The sequence below is a fragment of the Streptomyces sp. R21 genome (assembly GCF_041051975.1).
Lineage (GTDB): Bacteria > Actinomycetota > Actinomycetes > Streptomycetales > Streptomycetaceae > Streptomyces.
In genome coordinates this window covers 9,833,092-9,846,610 of record NZ_CP163435.1, presented here as the reverse complement: position 1 = coordinate 9,846,610, position 13,519 = coordinate 9,833,092, and the positions used below count along the sequence as shown (strand labels likewise).

The 13,519-nt window shown below is 68.2% G+C and carries 19 protein-coding genes and 1 pseudogene; 8 read left to right on the top strand and 12 right to left on the bottom strand.

Annotated elements, in window-relative coordinates; translation table 11 throughout:
• Window positions 1–375: 375 nt before the first annotated feature.
• Window positions 376–627, bottom strand: coding sequence for a DUF6059 family protein (locus AB5J56_RS44140; RefSeq protein WP_369242025.1), 252 nt, complete (start codon window positions 625–627; stop codon window positions 376–378).
• A 324-nt stretch (window positions 628–951) separates the two neighbouring features.
• On the opposite strand from AB5J56_RS44140, the gene AB5J56_RS44135 reads away from it, so the two are divergent.
• Entirely contained in the window at window positions 952–1,731 is a 780-nt protein-coding gene (locus AB5J56_RS44135) for a calcium-binding protein (RefSeq protein WP_369242023.1), read from the top strand.
• Window positions 1,732–1,853: 122 nt separating this feature from the next.
• Here the strand turns inward: AB5J56_RS44135 and AB5J56_RS44130 are convergent, their stop codons facing one another.
• Window positions 1,854–2,573 carry an AraC family transcriptional regulator gene (locus tag AB5J56_RS44130; RefSeq protein ID WP_369242021.1) on the bottom strand — a complete coding sequence of 240 codons (720 nt, stop codon included), beginning with the start codon at window positions 2,571–2,573 and terminating at the stop codon, window positions 1,854–1,856.
• Between the two features lie 279 nt (window positions 2,574–2,852).
• Between AB5J56_RS44130 and AB5J56_RS44125 the strand changes: the two genes are divergently transcribed.
• Window positions 2,853–3,521, top strand: a complete 669-nt coding sequence (locus tag AB5J56_RS44125; RefSeq protein WP_369242019.1) for an alpha/beta fold hydrolase — start codon at window positions 2,853–2,855, stop codon at window positions 3,519–3,521.
• Window positions 3,522–3,868: 347 nt separating this feature from the next.
• Window positions 3,869–4,408 (top strand): hypothetical protein, encoded by a 540-nt coding sequence (locus AB5J56_RS44120; RefSeq protein WP_369242017.1) that lies wholly within the window; start codon window positions 3,869–3,871, stop codon window positions 4,406–4,408.
• Between the two features lie 21 nt (window positions 4,409–4,429).
• On the opposite strand, the pseudogene AB5J56_RS44115 reads toward AB5J56_RS44120, so the two are convergent.
• Window positions 4,430–4,615 (bottom strand): annotated as a pseudogene (locus AB5J56_RS44115) (transposase); the annotation flags it as partial.
• 59 nt (window positions 4,616–4,674) lie between these two features.
• Between AB5J56_RS44115 and AB5J56_RS44110 the strand changes: the two are divergent.
• On the top strand, window positions 4,675–5,112 hold the full coding sequence (locus AB5J56_RS44110) for a hypothetical protein (protein WP_369242015.1): 438 nt from the start codon (window positions 4,675–4,677) through the stop codon (window positions 5,110–5,112).
• A 98-nt stretch (window positions 5,113–5,210) separates the two neighbouring features.
• Here the strand turns inward: AB5J56_RS44110 and AB5J56_RS44105 are convergent, their stop codons facing one another.
• Together AB5J56_RS44105 and AB5J56_RS44100 are read right to left on the bottom strand one after the other, a co-directional pair.
• A complete protein-coding gene (locus AB5J56_RS44105) occupies window positions 5,211–5,990 on the bottom strand; it encodes an SDR family NAD(P)-dependent oxidoreductase (protein WP_369242013.1) in 780 nt (259 codons plus the stop codon).
• Window positions 5,991–6,312: 322 nt separating this feature from the next.
• On the bottom strand, window positions 6,313–7,137 hold the full coding sequence (locus AB5J56_RS44100) for a LysR family transcriptional regulator substrate-binding protein (protein WP_369242011.1): 825 nt from the start codon (window positions 7,135–7,137) through the stop codon (window positions 6,313–6,315).
• Between the two features lie 59 nt (window positions 7,138–7,196).
• Here AB5J56_RS44100 and AB5J56_RS44095 point away from each other — a divergent pair, with 59 nt between their 5' ends.
• A complete protein-coding gene (locus tag AB5J56_RS44095; RefSeq protein ID WP_369242009.1) occupies window positions 7,197–7,598 on the top strand; it encodes a DUF5997 family protein in 402 nt (133 codons plus the stop codon).
• 282 nt (window positions 7,599–7,880) lie between these two features.
• Here the strand turns inward: AB5J56_RS44095 and AB5J56_RS44090 are convergent, their stop codons facing one another.
• The 3 genes from AB5J56_RS44090 to AB5J56_RS44080 form a co-directional block, all read right to left on the bottom strand.
• Entirely contained in the window at window positions 7,881–8,177 is a 297-nt protein-coding gene (locus AB5J56_RS44090) for a hypothetical protein (protein WP_369242007.1), read from the bottom strand.
• A 129-nt stretch (window positions 8,178–8,306) separates the two neighbouring features.
• The gene (locus AB5J56_RS44085) at window positions 8,307–8,615 is read right to left on the bottom strand and encodes a hypothetical protein (protein ID WP_369243153.1); all 309 of its coding nucleotides are present in this window, start codon (window positions 8,613–8,615) and stop codon (window positions 8,307–8,309) included.
• Window positions 8,615–8,800 (bottom strand): hypothetical protein, encoded by a 186-nt coding sequence (locus AB5J56_RS44080; protein WP_369242005.1) that lies wholly within the window; start codon window positions 8,798–8,800, stop codon window positions 8,615–8,617. The genes AB5J56_RS44085 and AB5J56_RS44080 overlap by 1 nt, the downstream gene beginning before the upstream one ends.
• 93 nt (window positions 8,801–8,893) lie before the next feature.
• On the opposite strand from AB5J56_RS44080, the gene AB5J56_RS44075 reads away from it, so the two are divergent.
• Window positions 8,894–9,088, top strand: coding sequence for a hypothetical protein (locus AB5J56_RS44075; RefSeq protein WP_369242003.1), 195 nt, complete (start codon window positions 8,894–8,896; stop codon window positions 9,086–9,088).
• Window positions 9,089–9,470: 382 nt separating this feature from the next.
• Here AB5J56_RS44075 and AB5J56_RS44070 read toward each other — a convergent pair whose 3' ends face one another.
• The 3 genes from AB5J56_RS44070 to AB5J56_RS44060 all read right to left on the bottom strand — a co-directional run bounded on the left by AB5J56_RS44070 (window position 9,471) and on the right by AB5J56_RS44060 (window position 11,317).
• Entirely contained in the window at window positions 9,471–9,860 is a 390-nt protein-coding gene (locus AB5J56_RS44070; protein ID WP_369242001.1) for a BlaI/MecI/CopY family transcriptional regulator, read from the bottom strand.
• A 285-nt stretch (window positions 9,861–10,145) separates the two neighbouring features.
• Window positions 10,146–10,601, bottom strand: coding sequence for a hypothetical protein (locus AB5J56_RS44065; RefSeq protein ID WP_369241999.1), 456 nt, complete (start codon window positions 10,599–10,601; stop codon window positions 10,146–10,148).
• Between the two features lie 140 nt (window positions 10,602–10,741).
• The gene (locus AB5J56_RS44060; RefSeq protein WP_369241997.1) at window positions 10,742–11,317 is read right to left on the bottom strand and encodes an ester cyclase; all 576 of its coding nucleotides are present in this window, start codon (window positions 11,315–11,317) and stop codon (window positions 10,742–10,744) included.
• A gap of 170 nt (window positions 11,318–11,487) precedes the next feature.
• Here AB5J56_RS44060 and AB5J56_RS44055 point away from each other — a divergent pair, with 170 nt between their 5' ends.
• Window positions 11,488–12,189 carry a TetR/AcrR family transcriptional regulator gene (locus AB5J56_RS44055; RefSeq protein ID WP_369241995.1) on the top strand — a complete coding sequence of 234 codons (702 nt, stop codon included), beginning with the start codon at window positions 11,488–11,490 and terminating at the stop codon, window positions 12,187–12,189.
• A 97-nt stretch (window positions 12,190–12,286) separates the two neighbouring features.
• Here the strand turns inward: AB5J56_RS44055 and AB5J56_RS44050 are convergent, their stop codons facing one another.
• The gene (locus tag AB5J56_RS44050; RefSeq protein ID WP_369241993.1) at window positions 12,287–12,439 is read right to left on the bottom strand and encodes a hypothetical protein; all 153 of its coding nucleotides are present in this window, start codon (window positions 12,437–12,439) and stop codon (window positions 12,287–12,289) included.
• A 390-nt stretch (window positions 12,440–12,829) separates the two neighbouring features.
• Here AB5J56_RS44050 and AB5J56_RS44045 point away from each other — a divergent pair, with 390 nt between their 5' ends.
• Window positions 12,830–13,405, top strand: coding sequence for a TerD family protein (locus tag AB5J56_RS44045; RefSeq protein ID WP_369241991.1), 576 nt, complete (start codon window positions 12,830–12,832; stop codon window positions 13,403–13,405).
• The last annotated feature ends 114 nt before the right edge of the window (window positions 13,406–13,519 follow it).

The following is a 13,519-nucleotide window of genomic DNA, read 5'->3' as shown; positions in this document are numbered from 1 at the left end:
GCTCTGTGAACGAGCAGTTCTCCAGGTCCTCGTTCAGGGCGGCCACGTCCTCGTCCGGGCACAACGTGAGGACATGCGGGAGAGCCTCGGGCTGTGGTGCGGGGCGGACGCGATCGGCTGATGCGCGCTTGCCGGGAGTGCAGGGCAAGGGTGCCGCCACCGAGCATCCGTGCCTTCCGGCGGAGTTGCTCCACCACCACCGAGCCCGGCCGACCTTACGCGTCGATGAATCTCATGCGGATGAGCGCACCGAACGCGTGGAAAATCGGTCAGCCGAGCGCCAGGTGGAGGTCTGTCAACGGCACATCGGGATGGACGGCCGCCATGCTCATCGGCCACCCCTCACCCCGGCGCCTGCTCAATCAATGCAACGCGTCACCGGTCGACCAGCTGGCTCCACAGTTGTTCCTCCGCCGGTGTCAGCGGCACCCCCGCCACGAGCCGCTCAGGATGCCCCGGCCCCGGCCCGGATCCAACCGACTCCCCACCTCCGTCATCCGGCCTCAGCTCGCTTTCCCACAGCCAGCCCAGCGGAAGCAGCGCCCCAAATGACACACCGAGTGCCCCCAACGCCGGCCCCAGACCCTTTACTTCACCTCGCACCCAAATCCACACTCGACGCCCCATTGCCACATCGCCTCTTTCCCTCCCCCGTCAACCCGCCCCAACAGGCCGGAACCCTCATCCTGACCAGCAGCGCCAAAGCCCGGCTAAGGCCACCGTTCCGCTCCCCCGACCGCACGTTCGTCCCCGCCGGGTCGTCCTGCCCGGGTGGCGCCGGGAGTCCGCGATGACGAGCGGTCAGATGGCGGCGCGACGCGGGCCATAGACCCCATCGCCGTCTTTCCTTGCACAGACTTTCGTGACCGGGGGCCGATGGTGGGATCCGCACCTACTATTCGATCAGATTCGGCCCCTGCTCGGGCGGACAACTCTCCCTTACGAGGACATATGTTCATACACTCCGCCGTCGCTGCCCTGACGGGCGCCCTGGCCCTGTCCGCCCCCACCGCGACTCCCGCCGACGCAGGCCAAGGGGACACTCAGGTCGTCCAAGTCGTCGTCAACAACGGCAAGTCGGTCGTGGTCGGCGCAGTCGCGACGAAGACGTTCACGCTCAGCATCACCAGCAGCGACAACTCCGGAATCAAGGAAGCCTACGGATGGCTCTACCACGGGCCGTTCGACAACCCCGACGGATTCGCGGGGCCCGGTTCCGACACTCCGCTGACCTGCACCGCTGTCCCGGGCAGCGTCACCGCCTCCACCTGCACCGCCAGCATCACCGTCGACCCCAACGTGACCCTCATCAATGCGAACGCCGGTACCTGGCACGTCTGGACGTCCGTGGACGCCAACGACTTCGACTACATCCAGAAGGACAGCGCGGGCACTTTCTTGATGAAACGTGCCGCCAAACTGACCGCCGACGCCTCCCCCGAGCCGGTGGCAGCGGGCAAGACCATCACCATCAAGGGCACCCTCAGCCGCGCCAACTGGGACAACGGCACCTACGGCGGCTACACGGGCCAGTCGGTGAAGCTGCAGTTCCGCAAGGCCGGCACCACCACGTACAGCACCGTGAAGACCGTGACCAGCGGTGTCGGCGGCGCGCTCAAGACCACCACGACCGCCTCCTCGGACGGCTACTGGCGCTGGAGCTTCGGCGGGACCAGCACAACCGGATCAGCCAACGCCGTTGGCGACTACCTCGATGTAACGACGGGCTGACCCTGCAGGATCCGAGCGGGACAGATGACGGAAGGGGGCGGAAGGGAGGGCTTCCTGCCCGGCCCGGAGGTTCTGACCGACCGCGCCGGGCCGCCGCCCATGAGGAGCACATGTCTGACAGATCAGCCCGAGGACTTGGCCACCGTCGGGAGTTGAGCCGCGTGGGCGGTGGTCTGGCTGCTGGTTCGGTAGCGGCCCGGGGTCGTTCCGATGATGTTGGTGAATGCTGCGATGAAGCTGCTGGGATTGGCCCATCCGCAGGCGTAGGCGGTTCGGATGGTGTCGTGGCCGTCGGCGAGGAGCACGAGTGCGTGATGGATGCGCAGCTGCGTGCGCCACTCGTAGAAGGTCATGCCGAGTTCGTTGTGCAACAGCCGGCTGAGGGTGCGGGAGCTGGCTCCGATCGTCTTCCCGAGTTCGGCCAGGGTGGCGTTGTCCGCCGGATTCTCGTACAGCATCCGGGCAATGGCCTGCAGTCGGTCGTCCCGTGGCTCCGGCAGGTGCAGTGGCTGTTCGGGGGCTGCTCGGAGTTCATCGACAAGGACTCGCAGGAGGCGGGAGCGCGCTGAGCGGCTGTAGCCGGGTGCGGCGTCGTCGTAGTTGCGAGGGCCGGTCAGGGCGAGCAGGACTTCGCGGGCGAGGCCGGAGGCCAGGAACACGGCGGGGTGGTCCGGGACGAGCCGGGCGAGGGATGCCGCCAGGAAGACGATCCGCATATCGGTGTCGCCGTGGGCGCGGTGGTAGTGCGTGAATCCGGCGGGGGTCCAGGCGACCCGGTTGGCGGGAACGATCGACGTGCCGTGCTCGGCATGAACTGCCAGGACGCCGCTGGCGGCATACACCAGGTGTCCCCGTGCGTGCGACTGCACTGTGCTTGTTTCGCCGGACGGCCAGAGGTGGCGCCCGCCGGACGGCCACATGTACGACGTCGCACCGGCGATCTGGCGAGGTTGGCGGTGAACAGGCATCAGTTGGCATCGTAGCGGTAGCAAGCCACACCCTGACCCGGTGAAACTTCCTTCATATGGAGTGGTCTTCAGCCACGCGGAGCGCCCGACCGCACCACATGGCATCCAGGCAGTTCGCCTCGATGCCGCGGCTTGAGAGAGAAGGAGAGACGCATGGCGACGTTCGTCCTTGTGCCTGGCGCTTGGAAGGGCTCCTGGTCGTTCGAGGCGGTGGTTCCGCTGCTGGAGCGTGCCGGTCACACCGTTCACGCCCTGACCCTGACCGGTCTGCGGCCTGACGACGACAACGCGACGGTCGCGACCGCCAACCTCGACACACACGCCGCCGACGTGTTGCGGCACCTCGATCGCCACCGCATCACCAGCGCGACGCTGGTCGGCCACAGCTACGCCGGGATGGTGATCTCCGCCGCCGCCGACCGCGCTGACGGCCGGATCTCACGACTGGTGCATCTCGACGCCTACGTACCGCGCGATGGCGATTCGTGCTGGTCGTCGACGAACGAGCACTTCCGGGAAGTGTTCGCCGCCGGCGCTGCGGCCACCGGCTACGCCGTCCGGCCGCCGGACGGCGGCGATCCCCGCCGCCTTCCCCATCCCCTCGCCTCGTTCCTGCAGACGATCCGGCTCACCGGCACGCTCGCCCAGGTCCCCCGCCGGGAGTTCGTCTACTGCTCTGGGTGGGAAGACCGGACGCCGTTCGCTGAACTCCGCACCCGGCTCCAGGCCGATCCCGAGTGGCAGGTCCACGACCTCCCAACCGGCCACGACGCAATGCATGAGGCCCCGGAAGCCGTCGCTGCACTACTGCTTGGCGAATGAACACGGGTGCAGAAGACACAGCGGAAGGACCTCAAGGACAACGAGCCGTCCGAAGACGTGCGGCCCGCGCCGCGCGCACCGTTGGCCGCATCGACACAGCAGCTACTGGACCGCGCCTGGGATCCGACTGAGCAGGACGTGACGCTACGCCACGTCGTACACCCCGAGGACCGCCTCCCGCCGACGGCTGCAGCTACGCCGTTGTGGCGCCCCGGGCCGCGCATCGCGATCTCCGGACAGAGTCCCCGGGACGCCTAGAGCGTGCCCCTCCGATGCGGCGGAGGTACAACCGACGCAACGCGGACACTTTAGTTTACATTGACGGTTCCGGAAACTAAGGTTGTCGCATGATGGTCTCTGAGATCACCCCAGAAGAGCAGGCACAGCTCGACAAGGCCCTGTACGACGCCTTGAATCCCCTGGCCTCGGCCATCCGCTCCCGAGAGACCGGGCTGCCCGCGGACCGTATGTGGGAAGCGGATCCCGTCGAAGTGGCACTGTCCGTCCTGGCCGCTTGGAAGGTGGTGGATGTCGAGATCAAGCGGCTGGCGGAGCGGGCGGCAGCAACCGCTGGCTCGTACGGCGCGAGTTATGAGCAGCTGGGAGCTGTCTGGGGCATCACCCGGCAGGGCGCCCGTAAGAAATGGCCCGACGCCGTCAGCCGCCCGGCACCTGCGGCAGCGGGCAGAAGCACGCTTGCGCTGTTCGGAGGGACTGCCGAGCTGGTGCAGTCGCCTTCCGGTGATTGGCGCTGGACAGGTGAGGGCGCTGATGGCGCATCCGGCACGGTCGCCGATGGGACGCTTTACGCGACCGCACAAGAAGCAGCGGCCCACGCGGGCGCATTCCTCAAAGAACACGCTCTTGACATCGGCCACCAGTCCTAAGCAGATGCGGCGAAGTCACGCAGCGGTCTGGAACGAGCCGAGCTCGTCCGGCAGGTCCCGCCAGGGCGAGCAGGTTCGGTACTTCCACGCGATGGCCTCCAAAGTTCGGCGGTGATCGGCCCACCGCCGACCGCGGACCGGATCGGCCGGCATCAGCGGCTCGATCCGGCCCCACATCGCATCAGTGATCACCAACCGGACGGACACATCCGATCAACTGACCAGCCATTCAAAGCGACACGCTCTTGTTGTGTCATGGTGCGTGCATGGCTACACCTGGCTGGGACGGCGAGTTGGCACTGGCTGCTTCGGATGCAGAGTCTCCGTCCTGGGCTGTACGTGCAGCGGCGGGGAGGCGGCTGGCTGCCGCCGCGGAGGCGCCCGGAACGGCCCAAGTCCTCCACCGCCTGTTGCTGGATGACTACGACACCGCGGTCATCCAGGAGACTGCCCAGGCACTCTTGCAACGACGGGATGTACAGGGGCTTCGCGTCGTACTCAAAGCGCTGTCCGAGGCCAAGGAAGACGACGTGGCCGATCAACTCGTCTTGGAGATCGACTGTGACGATCGCTGGCTGTCCGATGAGCCTGGCGGCGACGAGTTGATCCAGCAGCTTCGGGCGCTGACCCTGGACACCGATGAGGGCGTACGCGAGGAGGCTGAAGCGTTGCTCAGCAGGCAATCGGAGCGTCGGTGGATGTAGTCCAACTCCGCTCGCGACGACGAACGACACCCTCTCGTTTCCGGACGGCACCTTCACCAGAATGAGCATCACCCGTCCGGTTTCATGCGGTCCTGGGCTCAGTGCACGGAGAACCCGCCGTCGACGAAGATCGCCTGCCCGGTGACGTAGGCGGAGGCGCGGCCGGCCAGGAACACGGCCGCTCCGGCGAAATCCTCGGCCAGGCCGTTACGGCCGACCATCGTGCGCGCGGCCAGCGCCGCCACCTTCTCCGGGTCGGACGACAACCGCGCGTTGAGCGGGGTCATCACGAAGCCGGGCACCAGCGTGTTGCAGGTGACGCCGTGGGGCGACCACGCCTCGGCCTGGGAACGGGCCAGCGACTCCAGCGCCCCCTTGGAGACCCCGTAAGCACCGCTCTGGACGAACGCCCGGTGCGCCTGCTGGGAGGTGATGTGGATGATCCGGCCGAAGCCCCGCTCGGCCATGCCGGGCCCAAACCTTCGGCCCAGCAGGTAGGGCGCCTCAAGGTTCACCGCCATCGTCGTGTCCCACACCTCCTCGTCCAGCTCGCTCATCGGCGGACGCAGGTTGATCCCGGCGCTGTTGACGAGGATGTCGGGCTCGCCGAACACCTCAGCTGCCTGCTCCGCCGCCGCGCGCACCCCCTCGCGGGAGCTCAGATCGGCGCTGACCCAGGCCGCCCTGCAGCCGTCTGCCACCAACTCGTCGACCGTGGCGGCCAGTTCCGCCTCCTTGCGCGCCACGATCACCACGCTCGCCCCCGCTCGCGCGAGCGCGCCTGAGATGGCCCGGCCGATGCCGGAACTGCCGCCTGTCACCACGGCGACCCGGCCATCCAGCGAGAACAGTTCGGACAGGTAGTTGTGCGAGATCATGTCCGCACCCTAATCGGCGCCTCCACGGCGACAGCGACCCGGGTAGAACCCCTCGGGTGGGGAGGGCAACGTGTTCGCGTGGACGGACCAGGCTCTGCAGCAGCCGCTCGCCGTGGTTACGGACGCAGTGGGAGCTGGTTTCCTTCCTGCGGATGCGCAGGCCCCGGCATCGACGACCGGCCCGTCGCCCGCGTCGCCTCGCTCACGCCGCAGGGGCTTCCTGCCGGTCGGCCCGGCACCTCCCGTGCACGGCGGCCCCCACGTGAGGGAACCCCCACCGCCGCACGCCGGAGCCGGGACGGCGGGACCATGCGCGGCGGAGTCAGGAGCGGCGACCTGGCTTCCCCCGCTTGCCGGCCCCGGCTCCCCGGCCACCCCCGCCTCGGCCGCCGCTGCTCTTGGCGCCCTTGCCGCCGGCGTTCTTGCCACCCCCGGTCCTGGTGTTCTTGGTGTTTTTGGTGCCGCCGGTGCGGCGGCTGTTTCCGGCGCTCTGGCCGGGGGCGGTGCGGGCGTCGGCCGCATCAGCGGCGGAGGGGCGCCGACCGCGGGTGCTGTTGGCGGTGCGACCGCGGACGATGCCGATAAAGTCCTCCACCAGGTCAGTGGTGGCTTCCTCCGGCCAGGCCAGCACCACGGCGGAAACCGGTGCGTCGGTGACGGGACGGTAGGTCAGATCCCTACGGTGATGCAGCCGGGCCAACGACTGCGGGACCAGCAGCACCCCGACACCCGCCGCCACCAGCTCCACCGCATCCTCGGTCGTCGCGGGGCGCTCAAGAGCGGGCCGGCCCGGCAACTGCGGCCACTCCAACACGTCATCCAGGGGATGCAGGACCACCTCGTCGGCCAGATCGGCCGCCGTGACCTCCTCGACCGCCGTCACCACGTGGTCCTTGGGCACCACGGCCACGGTCGCCTCGGTGTAGAGAGGGATCGCGCTGAGCCGGGTACGGTCCACCGGCAGCCGCACCAGACCGGCATCCGCGCCCGCATCGCACAGAACGTCGCCGGCCTGCGCGGGCGCCACCGGCAGCAGTTCCAGCGGGATATCCGGCAGCCGCTCCTGCCAGATCCGCACCCACTTCGACGGCGTCACCCCCGGAACATAGGCGAGCCGGAACACGGGAGATGCCGAGGAGCCTGTCACCACGCCAGGTTACCCGGCCGTGGTCACAGCCTGCCGCCCGCGCTCGTTACCCTTGAGACATGACGTCGCACCCGAACCCCCAGACCATGAAGCCCGCCACCGCGGCGAAGAAGCTGGGCGTGTACCTCCCCGCCACCCCCGCCGACTTCCGGGAGGGCGTCATCTCGCGCGGCGAACTGACCGCATTGCAGGCCGACCCGCCCGCCTGGCTCACCGAACTGCGCCGCACCGGCCCCCACCCCCGCCCCGTCGTCGCCGCGAAACTGGGCGTCTCCATCGCCGGCCTGGCCCGGGGCGGCGTCACCGAGGCGCTGACCACCGAGCAGATCGAGGCGCTCCAGCAGGACGTCCCCGAGTGGCTGCAGAAGGAACGCGCCGTGCAGGCCGCAGTACGCCAGGAAACCGCACGGCTCAAGCAGCAGAAGCAGGAGAAGGAACAGAACAGCGGCACCGCCCGATAGAACCTGCGCCGGGCCCCGGCCCTGCCTTGTGCAGCTCTGAAGTTCCGACGTCCAATCCCCTCACGATGGGGAAGTGCGGCACCTCCGGGGGCCGGACCGGGGTTCCACGACCACCGGAAGCCGACGCACGCGCAACCGGGCCAGTGCTGAGCACTGGCCCGGTTCGCGGAAGTGGTCCGTCGCCGGCTCCGCGGGGACTGCGCGCCGTCCGGGCTGGACCTGCTGCTGCACCGGATCGGCAAGCAGTGTGCGGGTCCCTCCTGCCAGGCCGCCAAGCGCGTTCTAGCCGGTGACGACGCTGAACACCGGATAGATCTTCGGCTGCGCTTCCGGGACGCCGAGCTCTTTCAGGATGGGCAGGATGGTCTTGCCGAACTCCTGGAATGCGTCCTCGGACTCCCATACGTCGACGACGAGCCATCCGTTGGGGGTGGGGGCGGCAGTGTGCGAGATGAGGCCCGACACCGGCCAGTCGGCGGGGCTCTTCACCGGGCCGGGCCGGCCGGCCACCATTTCCGCGCTCTTCTCGTATTGCGCCTGGGTCATTCCCGGCAGATCGAAGACCACGACGATTGCCATGCTGGGCTCCCTTTGAGGACGGTACAGAGTCCCGCCCAGTCGACCACCCAGGCGATCCGTGAGCGCGTCGGCCTGAGCCGAACGGGGGCACACCTGTGGCTGGGCGGACCGAGTGCCGTGGGGCCCGGGTCACAGGTCGAGGACCGCCCGGAGCGCGTTGTCGACGACGGCCTGCTGCTCGGGGCCGATGTTGCCGATGAAGGTGGCGGTCTCGAAGCGGAGAGCGGAGAGCTGCAGAAGGTTGACGGCGACGACCGAGGCGTCGACCGGTGAGGCGAGGCGCACGCTCATCGCGGTGTCCGGGTGCACGGCCGGGGCGTGCAGCACCAGGGCGACCACAGCGCCGTAGGCCTCGGCCAGCCCGTCGAGGCTGACGACGAGGACCGTGCGATTGCCCTTTCCGGTGTCGACGTCCCAGACATCGCCCTTGCGGACCATCACAGGGCGTCGCCCTCACCGTCGAGGTCGAGGGGCGTCAGGCCGGCGAGTTTGCGGGCGGAGTCAAGGGTCATCTGCCGACGCACCGCTTTGAGGATGTAGTCGTTCAGCGAGGGGGCATCGGCGGCGGCATCGCGCAGCTGCTTGTCCATGATGTCGGGAATCCGCAAAGTGATGGCAGTCATGACACCAAATCTAGTGTCACCCTCGCCGTCATCACCAGCCTTTCGCATGGACTGCCACTTCGAGCGCTCTGCGAGTCATGCACCCTCAACTCGATGTCGACCGCGCTCGCCGACACGCTGCGGCGGCGCGGCGTCGCGGAGCCGGCCGCGAGCCTGACCGCCGGGGCGGGGATCGCCGTCTTCCACGTCGGCTTCGAGCGCTGGATCATGACGGCCGAGGAACGTGAGATGTCGCAGGTGATGCGGGAGTCCTTGGACGAGCTCAAGGCCGTGACCGCGGACGGCTAGGACCGGCGCAGACTTCACCCTCGGCCGAGTCAGCGCCTTTCACCGGCGGTGGCGCCGACTGTGACTGCGACCGTGGGGCCATAGGAACAGGTCGGCCCGTGCGGCCAGTTGGGCCGTGCGGACGAAGTAGTGGTGGCGGGCAGCCGGTTACGCCCGTTCGCGGGCGAACAGTGCGCGGCATTCTGCCGGTTCGGGGCAGTCGAGCATCGTCGTCGTCGCCATCTCCCGCACGCGACTGCCACTGGGCGACGCGTAGGCGTACGACAGCTCCTCGCACAGCCACCGGCCAACAGGCGGGCGGCGGAACGGGGATGCGGCTGCTGCTCGGTCACGCCGTCAACCGCAGGGCCGGCGGCAGGAGAACGAGAACTCCCGTGAGGGATCAGTCCGCCCTCTCCGGCCCTGGCTGCCCGAGCAGTTCCCGCACCAGGCGCTCGTCGTCCGGTTCGAGGGAGGTGACGAAGCTCGCCAGCACGGCCTCCCGATCGCTCTCACCGTCGAGCAGTTTGCGCATCCTGCGCGCGGCGAGTCCGGCGTGGTCCGACACCGGTGTCCAGACGAAGGACCGGCCCGCACGATCGCGGGTGACCGCACCCTTGGCCAGCAGCCGGGTCAGGATCGTGATCACGGTCGTATAGGCGAGGTCGCCGCCGAGGCGTTCCTGCACCCGGCCCGCGGTCGCCGGACCGTCCGCGTCGCGCAGGGCCGACAGGACCAGTGATTCCAACTCGCCCTGTCCGCGACGCCGGGGACGCTGTCCATGGTCCGTCACGCCCGGCCTCCCTTCCACAGCTCACAGTTCACGAGGGACCCAACGGTTCGCGAGGGGCCCATCGGCGCGACGCCCGTCAGCACTCCACTCCCCCGGCGGCCACGCACCCTGCTTCCGGCCACACGACCTCTACAGAATTGTAGAAGCCGTGCCGCGCGCAGGTGTAGGTTCCGAATTCATTTGTCGTTTGGCGGCGACGTGACCTGAGGCTTCGGATGTGCTGTCCAGGCTTCTTGTCGGGGTTTCGTCCGGACTATCTGTACTCCCCTGACCGTCAAGGCCGTGTCACCCGGTCGAATGGGCGGGGAGGGGGCCGGTTGCCGATGCGAGGGTGGTGGATCGCCACCCGTACCAGCCGCGGCACAGCACGTAGGCCACTGCGGTGGCCAGTACGAGGGCCACGTCGATCGGCCAGGTCGCGTTCGCGTCGGGTGTGTCGCCTGCCGTGATGGCGAACGCAGTGATCGCGATCTTGTGGACGAACACGAGTTCCCACGTGCCGCGCTGTGTGCGCGGCGCCACGGCGAGCATGACGAACAGGCCGACGAACACGAGGTAGGCGAGGGTCCGCCAGGCTTCCGACATCAGGCGTTCGGGTGCCACGGTGGCCATGATGGAGATTCCGTTGGCGAACGCGCCGAGGGTGGCGATCCCGCAGAGGGCGAGCAGTCCGCGTCCGGTCCGGTCCGCCAGGGATGTGGGCTTGTCGGTGGTGGCGGGAACGTCGGTGTGAGTCGGCATGGCGGATGTTTCCTCTCAAGGCTGCTCGACGAGTGTCGTGGGACGGCCGTGGTCGTCCGATGCGGTGACCGCGGCCGTCGGGTCGAGCGTGGGTAGGGTCCGAGCGTCGTCCGACGGGCGTGAGCGGGGCCGGTCGTGGCTCAGATGGCCTGGAGTTGCTGCAGCAGGCTCAGGGTGTCGGCGTTCAACCAGTACTCGGCGAACTTGCCGTGCTCCATGCGCAAGGTGTCGGTGCCGGTGTAGGTGATCACGGTGCCGGGCGCCGCCTTGGCTCCGGGGAAGCCGCCCGCGTAGGTACCGGTGGCCACCCAGCGAGCGGACACGTAGCGGCCGTCGACCAGGGGGCCGACCTCCAGGTCGAACCGCAGGTCGGTGAAGACCGACCGGATCTGGTCGACCAGGCCCACCAGGCCCTCGACGCCGCGGATGGAGCTGCCGTCGGTGCCGTCGAGCAGGGCGGCGTGGACCCGGAAGTCGGGCGAGATGATGCCTGACGCCTTGGCGGTATCGCCGTTCCACACCGTGACCCAGGTGGCGAACATCGCCCTCGGGTTGTGGGCGGCGGCGTGCCGGTCGGAGTCCGCCGCCGACGAGTGCGCGGCGGCGGGTGCGGCTTGGGCGAAGGTGGCGGTGGACGCGACGGCCAGAGTGGCGGTCAGCGCGAGGGCGACCAGTCGGGCAGGGGAGCGGGGAGCGCGGGTGGATTCGACGTTCATGACGACCTCCGGTGACACCTTGTTTGAGCTAATAGTGTTTGTTATATGCTCTAACAGAGTGCGGAAGGCATGACTGTACGTCAAGGCCCTGGGCGGGTTCTTCTTAGAGGTAGTCATGGTTGCGATAGGATCTAACGGAAGATTGGGGACGACGCGGAAGGCGACCGGCCATGGCAGTGACCCGCAAGCCACCTCGCGAGCAGTACCGCGAACAGGTGCGACAAGAGGCGAAACGACTGGCGTGGGAGCAGATCGCCACGGCAGGGGCGTCGGCGCTGTCGGTCAACGCCATCGCCAAACGGATGGCCATGAGCGGCCCGGCGCTCTACCGATACTTCACCAACCGCGACGCGCTCATCACCGAACTCATCCGCGACGCGTACTGGAGCCTGGCCGAGGCGTTCCGCAGTGCCGCGAGCACCGGTACGGACCTGGCCGGACTCGCCCACGTGCTCCGCGACTGGGCGCTGGAGGACCCCCACCGGTACCTGCTCGTCTACGGCACGCCCGTACCCGGCTACCACGCACCCGACGACGTGACAGAGGCAGCCTCGGAGATCATGTCGACGCTGCTCGACGCCTGCACGGCGACGGACCCGGCCACGAACACCGCCTTCGCCGAGCACCTCGAGCACCACCGCCAGTGGATGCGCGGTCACCCCGCGCCGTCCACGGCGGCACACCGGGCGCTGACCTTCTGGACCGCGCTGCATGGTGTGTTGTCACTGGAACTGGCGGGCCACTTCAAGGGGATGGGTTTCGATCCCGCTCTGCTGTTCACAGCCGAACTGGATCGCCTGCTGGACCGAGGAGAGGCCGCGGCACCGCGCGCGCAGTCGGCATGCACGGCGAACCACTCGCACTCGGAGTAGTCAAGGTCGCCGCCTCCCTCGACCGACAACTCTTCCAGGGTGTCGCAATCGCCCCGGAACCAGGTCGCACCACCCTGTCGGCCTTTCGTGAAGGCCGTCAGTTGGCCAGCGGAACTGGAACCTGCTGGAACGGTTGGGCCGCCATCTCCACGACGTCCGGTGCGAAGTCGGCGATCATGATGCGGGCAAGCTCCAGCCGACTCTCGTAGGCCACGAGCCCCCACGGTCGCCCCTTCGTGTCCGATGCCATCGACACCAGGACACTGGCAACCACCACGAGCAGCGTGGATGAGAAGCCGGGGAAACCAACGAGGTAGTGGACCCGTGCGGTATGGCACGGCCAGGCACTGGGCCTGGCCGTGGACCGAAGAAAGCCTGTCGAGTGACAAGTTGACGACAGGTCACTCGGACAGCGACATCTCCAATCGGAACCTACAGCAGGTGGGCTTTCCGATCGGCCGATGCCTCCCGTCTACGGCAACTCCCGCGGCTCAACCATCACTTGGTCAGATGCGTCTCAGATTCGGCAGGCGTCGGGGTCAGACCGAACTGCCTGCCGAATTTTCTACAGTGCTGTAGATTTTCTGTGCGGGTTCGCACGGCGGATTCGTCCGGATGGATTTCCAATGAGGAGAGCAGCGTGGGAGTTTCCCTGTCCAAAGGCGGCAATGTCTCGCTCAGCAAGGAGGCGCCGGGTCTGACCGCTGTCCTGGTCGGCCTGGGGTGGGACGTACGGACCACCACGGGTACCGACTACGACCTCGACGCCTCCGCGCTGCTGCTCGACACGTCGGGCAAGGTCCTGTCCGACCAGCACTTCATTTTCTACAACAACCTCAAGAGCCCCGACGGTTCGGTCGAGCACACCGGCGACAACCTCACCGGTGAGGGCGAGGGCGACGACGAGAGCATCAAGGTGAACCTCGCCACGGTGCCCGCCGAGATCGACAAGATCGTCTTCCCGGTCTCCATTCACGACGCCGGAGGCCGCGGCCAGAGTTTCGGCCAGGTCCGCAACGCCTTCATCCGCGTGGTGAACCAGGCCGGCGGCCAGGAGATCGCCCGCTACGACCTGTCCGAGGACGCTTCGACCGAGACCGCGATGGTCTTCGGCGAGCTCTACCGGAACGGCGCCGAGTGGAAGTTCCGCGCCGTCGGCCAGGGTTACGCCTCCGGTCTCGCCGGTATCGCCTCCGACTTCGGCGTCAACGTCTGACGGAGCTTGACCTCCAGGGCCTCGCCGCCCGCCCCTTGGGCCCTGCATTGCCCATGGGGCGGGCGCCCGCCCGGCGTCCGAGAGAACTGCGAGCGCGTTCGCGGCGCACAGTGA

Excerpts from the sequence above, each read along its gene's own strand:
- AB5J56_RS44140 (WP_369242025.1), bottom strand. The coding sequence starts at position 627 with ATGGGGCGTCGAGTGTGGATTTGGGTGCGAGGTGAAGTAAAGGGTCTG.
- AB5J56_RS44135 (WP_369242023.1), top strand. The coding sequence starts at position 952 with ATGTTCATACACTCCGCCGTCGCTGCCCTGACGGGCGCCCTGGCCCTG.
- AB5J56_RS44125 (WP_369242019.1), top strand. The coding sequence starts at position 2,853 with ATGGCGACGTTCGTCCTTGTGCCTGGCGCTTGGAAGGGCTCCTGGTCG.
- AB5J56_RS44120 (WP_369242017.1), top strand. The coding sequence starts at position 3,869 with ATGATGGTCTCTGAGATCACCCCAGAAGAGCAGGCACAGCTCGACAAG.
- AB5J56_RS44110 (WP_369242015.1), top strand. The coding sequence starts at position 4,675 with ATGGCTACACCTGGCTGGGACGGCGAGTTGGCACTGGCTGCTTCGGAT.
- AB5J56_RS44105 (WP_369242013.1), bottom strand. The coding sequence starts at position 5,990 with ATGATCTCGCACAACTACCTGTCCGAACTGTTCTCGCTGGATGGCCGG.
- AB5J56_RS44095 (WP_369242009.1), top strand. The coding sequence starts at position 7,197 with ATGACGTCGCACCCGAACCCCCAGACCATGAAGCCCGCCACCGCGGCG.
- AB5J56_RS44090 (WP_369242007.1), bottom strand. The coding sequence starts at position 8,177 with ATGGCAATCGTCGTGGTCTTCGATCTGCCGGGAATGACCCAGGCGCAA.
- AB5J56_RS44085 (WP_369243153.1), bottom strand. The coding sequence starts at position 8,615 with ATGGTCCGCAAGGGCGATGTCTGGGACGTCGACACCGGAAAGGGCAAT.
- AB5J56_RS44080 (WP_369242005.1), bottom strand. The coding sequence starts at position 8,800 with ATGACTGCCATCACTTTGCGGATTCCCGACATCATGGACAAGCAGCTG.
- AB5J56_RS44075 (WP_369242003.1), top strand. The coding sequence starts at position 8,894 with ATGTCGACCGCGCTCGCCGACACGCTGCGGCGGCGCGGCGTCGCGGAG.
- AB5J56_RS44065 (WP_369241999.1), bottom strand. The coding sequence starts at position 10,601 with ATGCCGACTCACACCGACGTTCCCGCCACCACCGACAAGCCCACATCC.
- AB5J56_RS44060 (WP_369241997.1), bottom strand. The coding sequence starts at position 11,317 with ATGAACGTCGAATCCACCCGCGCTCCCCGCTCCCCTGCCCGACTGGTC.
- AB5J56_RS44055 (WP_369241995.1), top strand. The coding sequence starts at position 11,488 with ATGGCAGTGACCCGCAAGCCACCTCGCGAGCAGTACCGCGAACAGGTG.
- AB5J56_RS44050 (WP_369241993.1), bottom strand. The coding sequence starts at position 12,439 with ATGGCATCGGACACGAAGGGGCGACCGTGGGGGCTCGTGGCCTACGAG.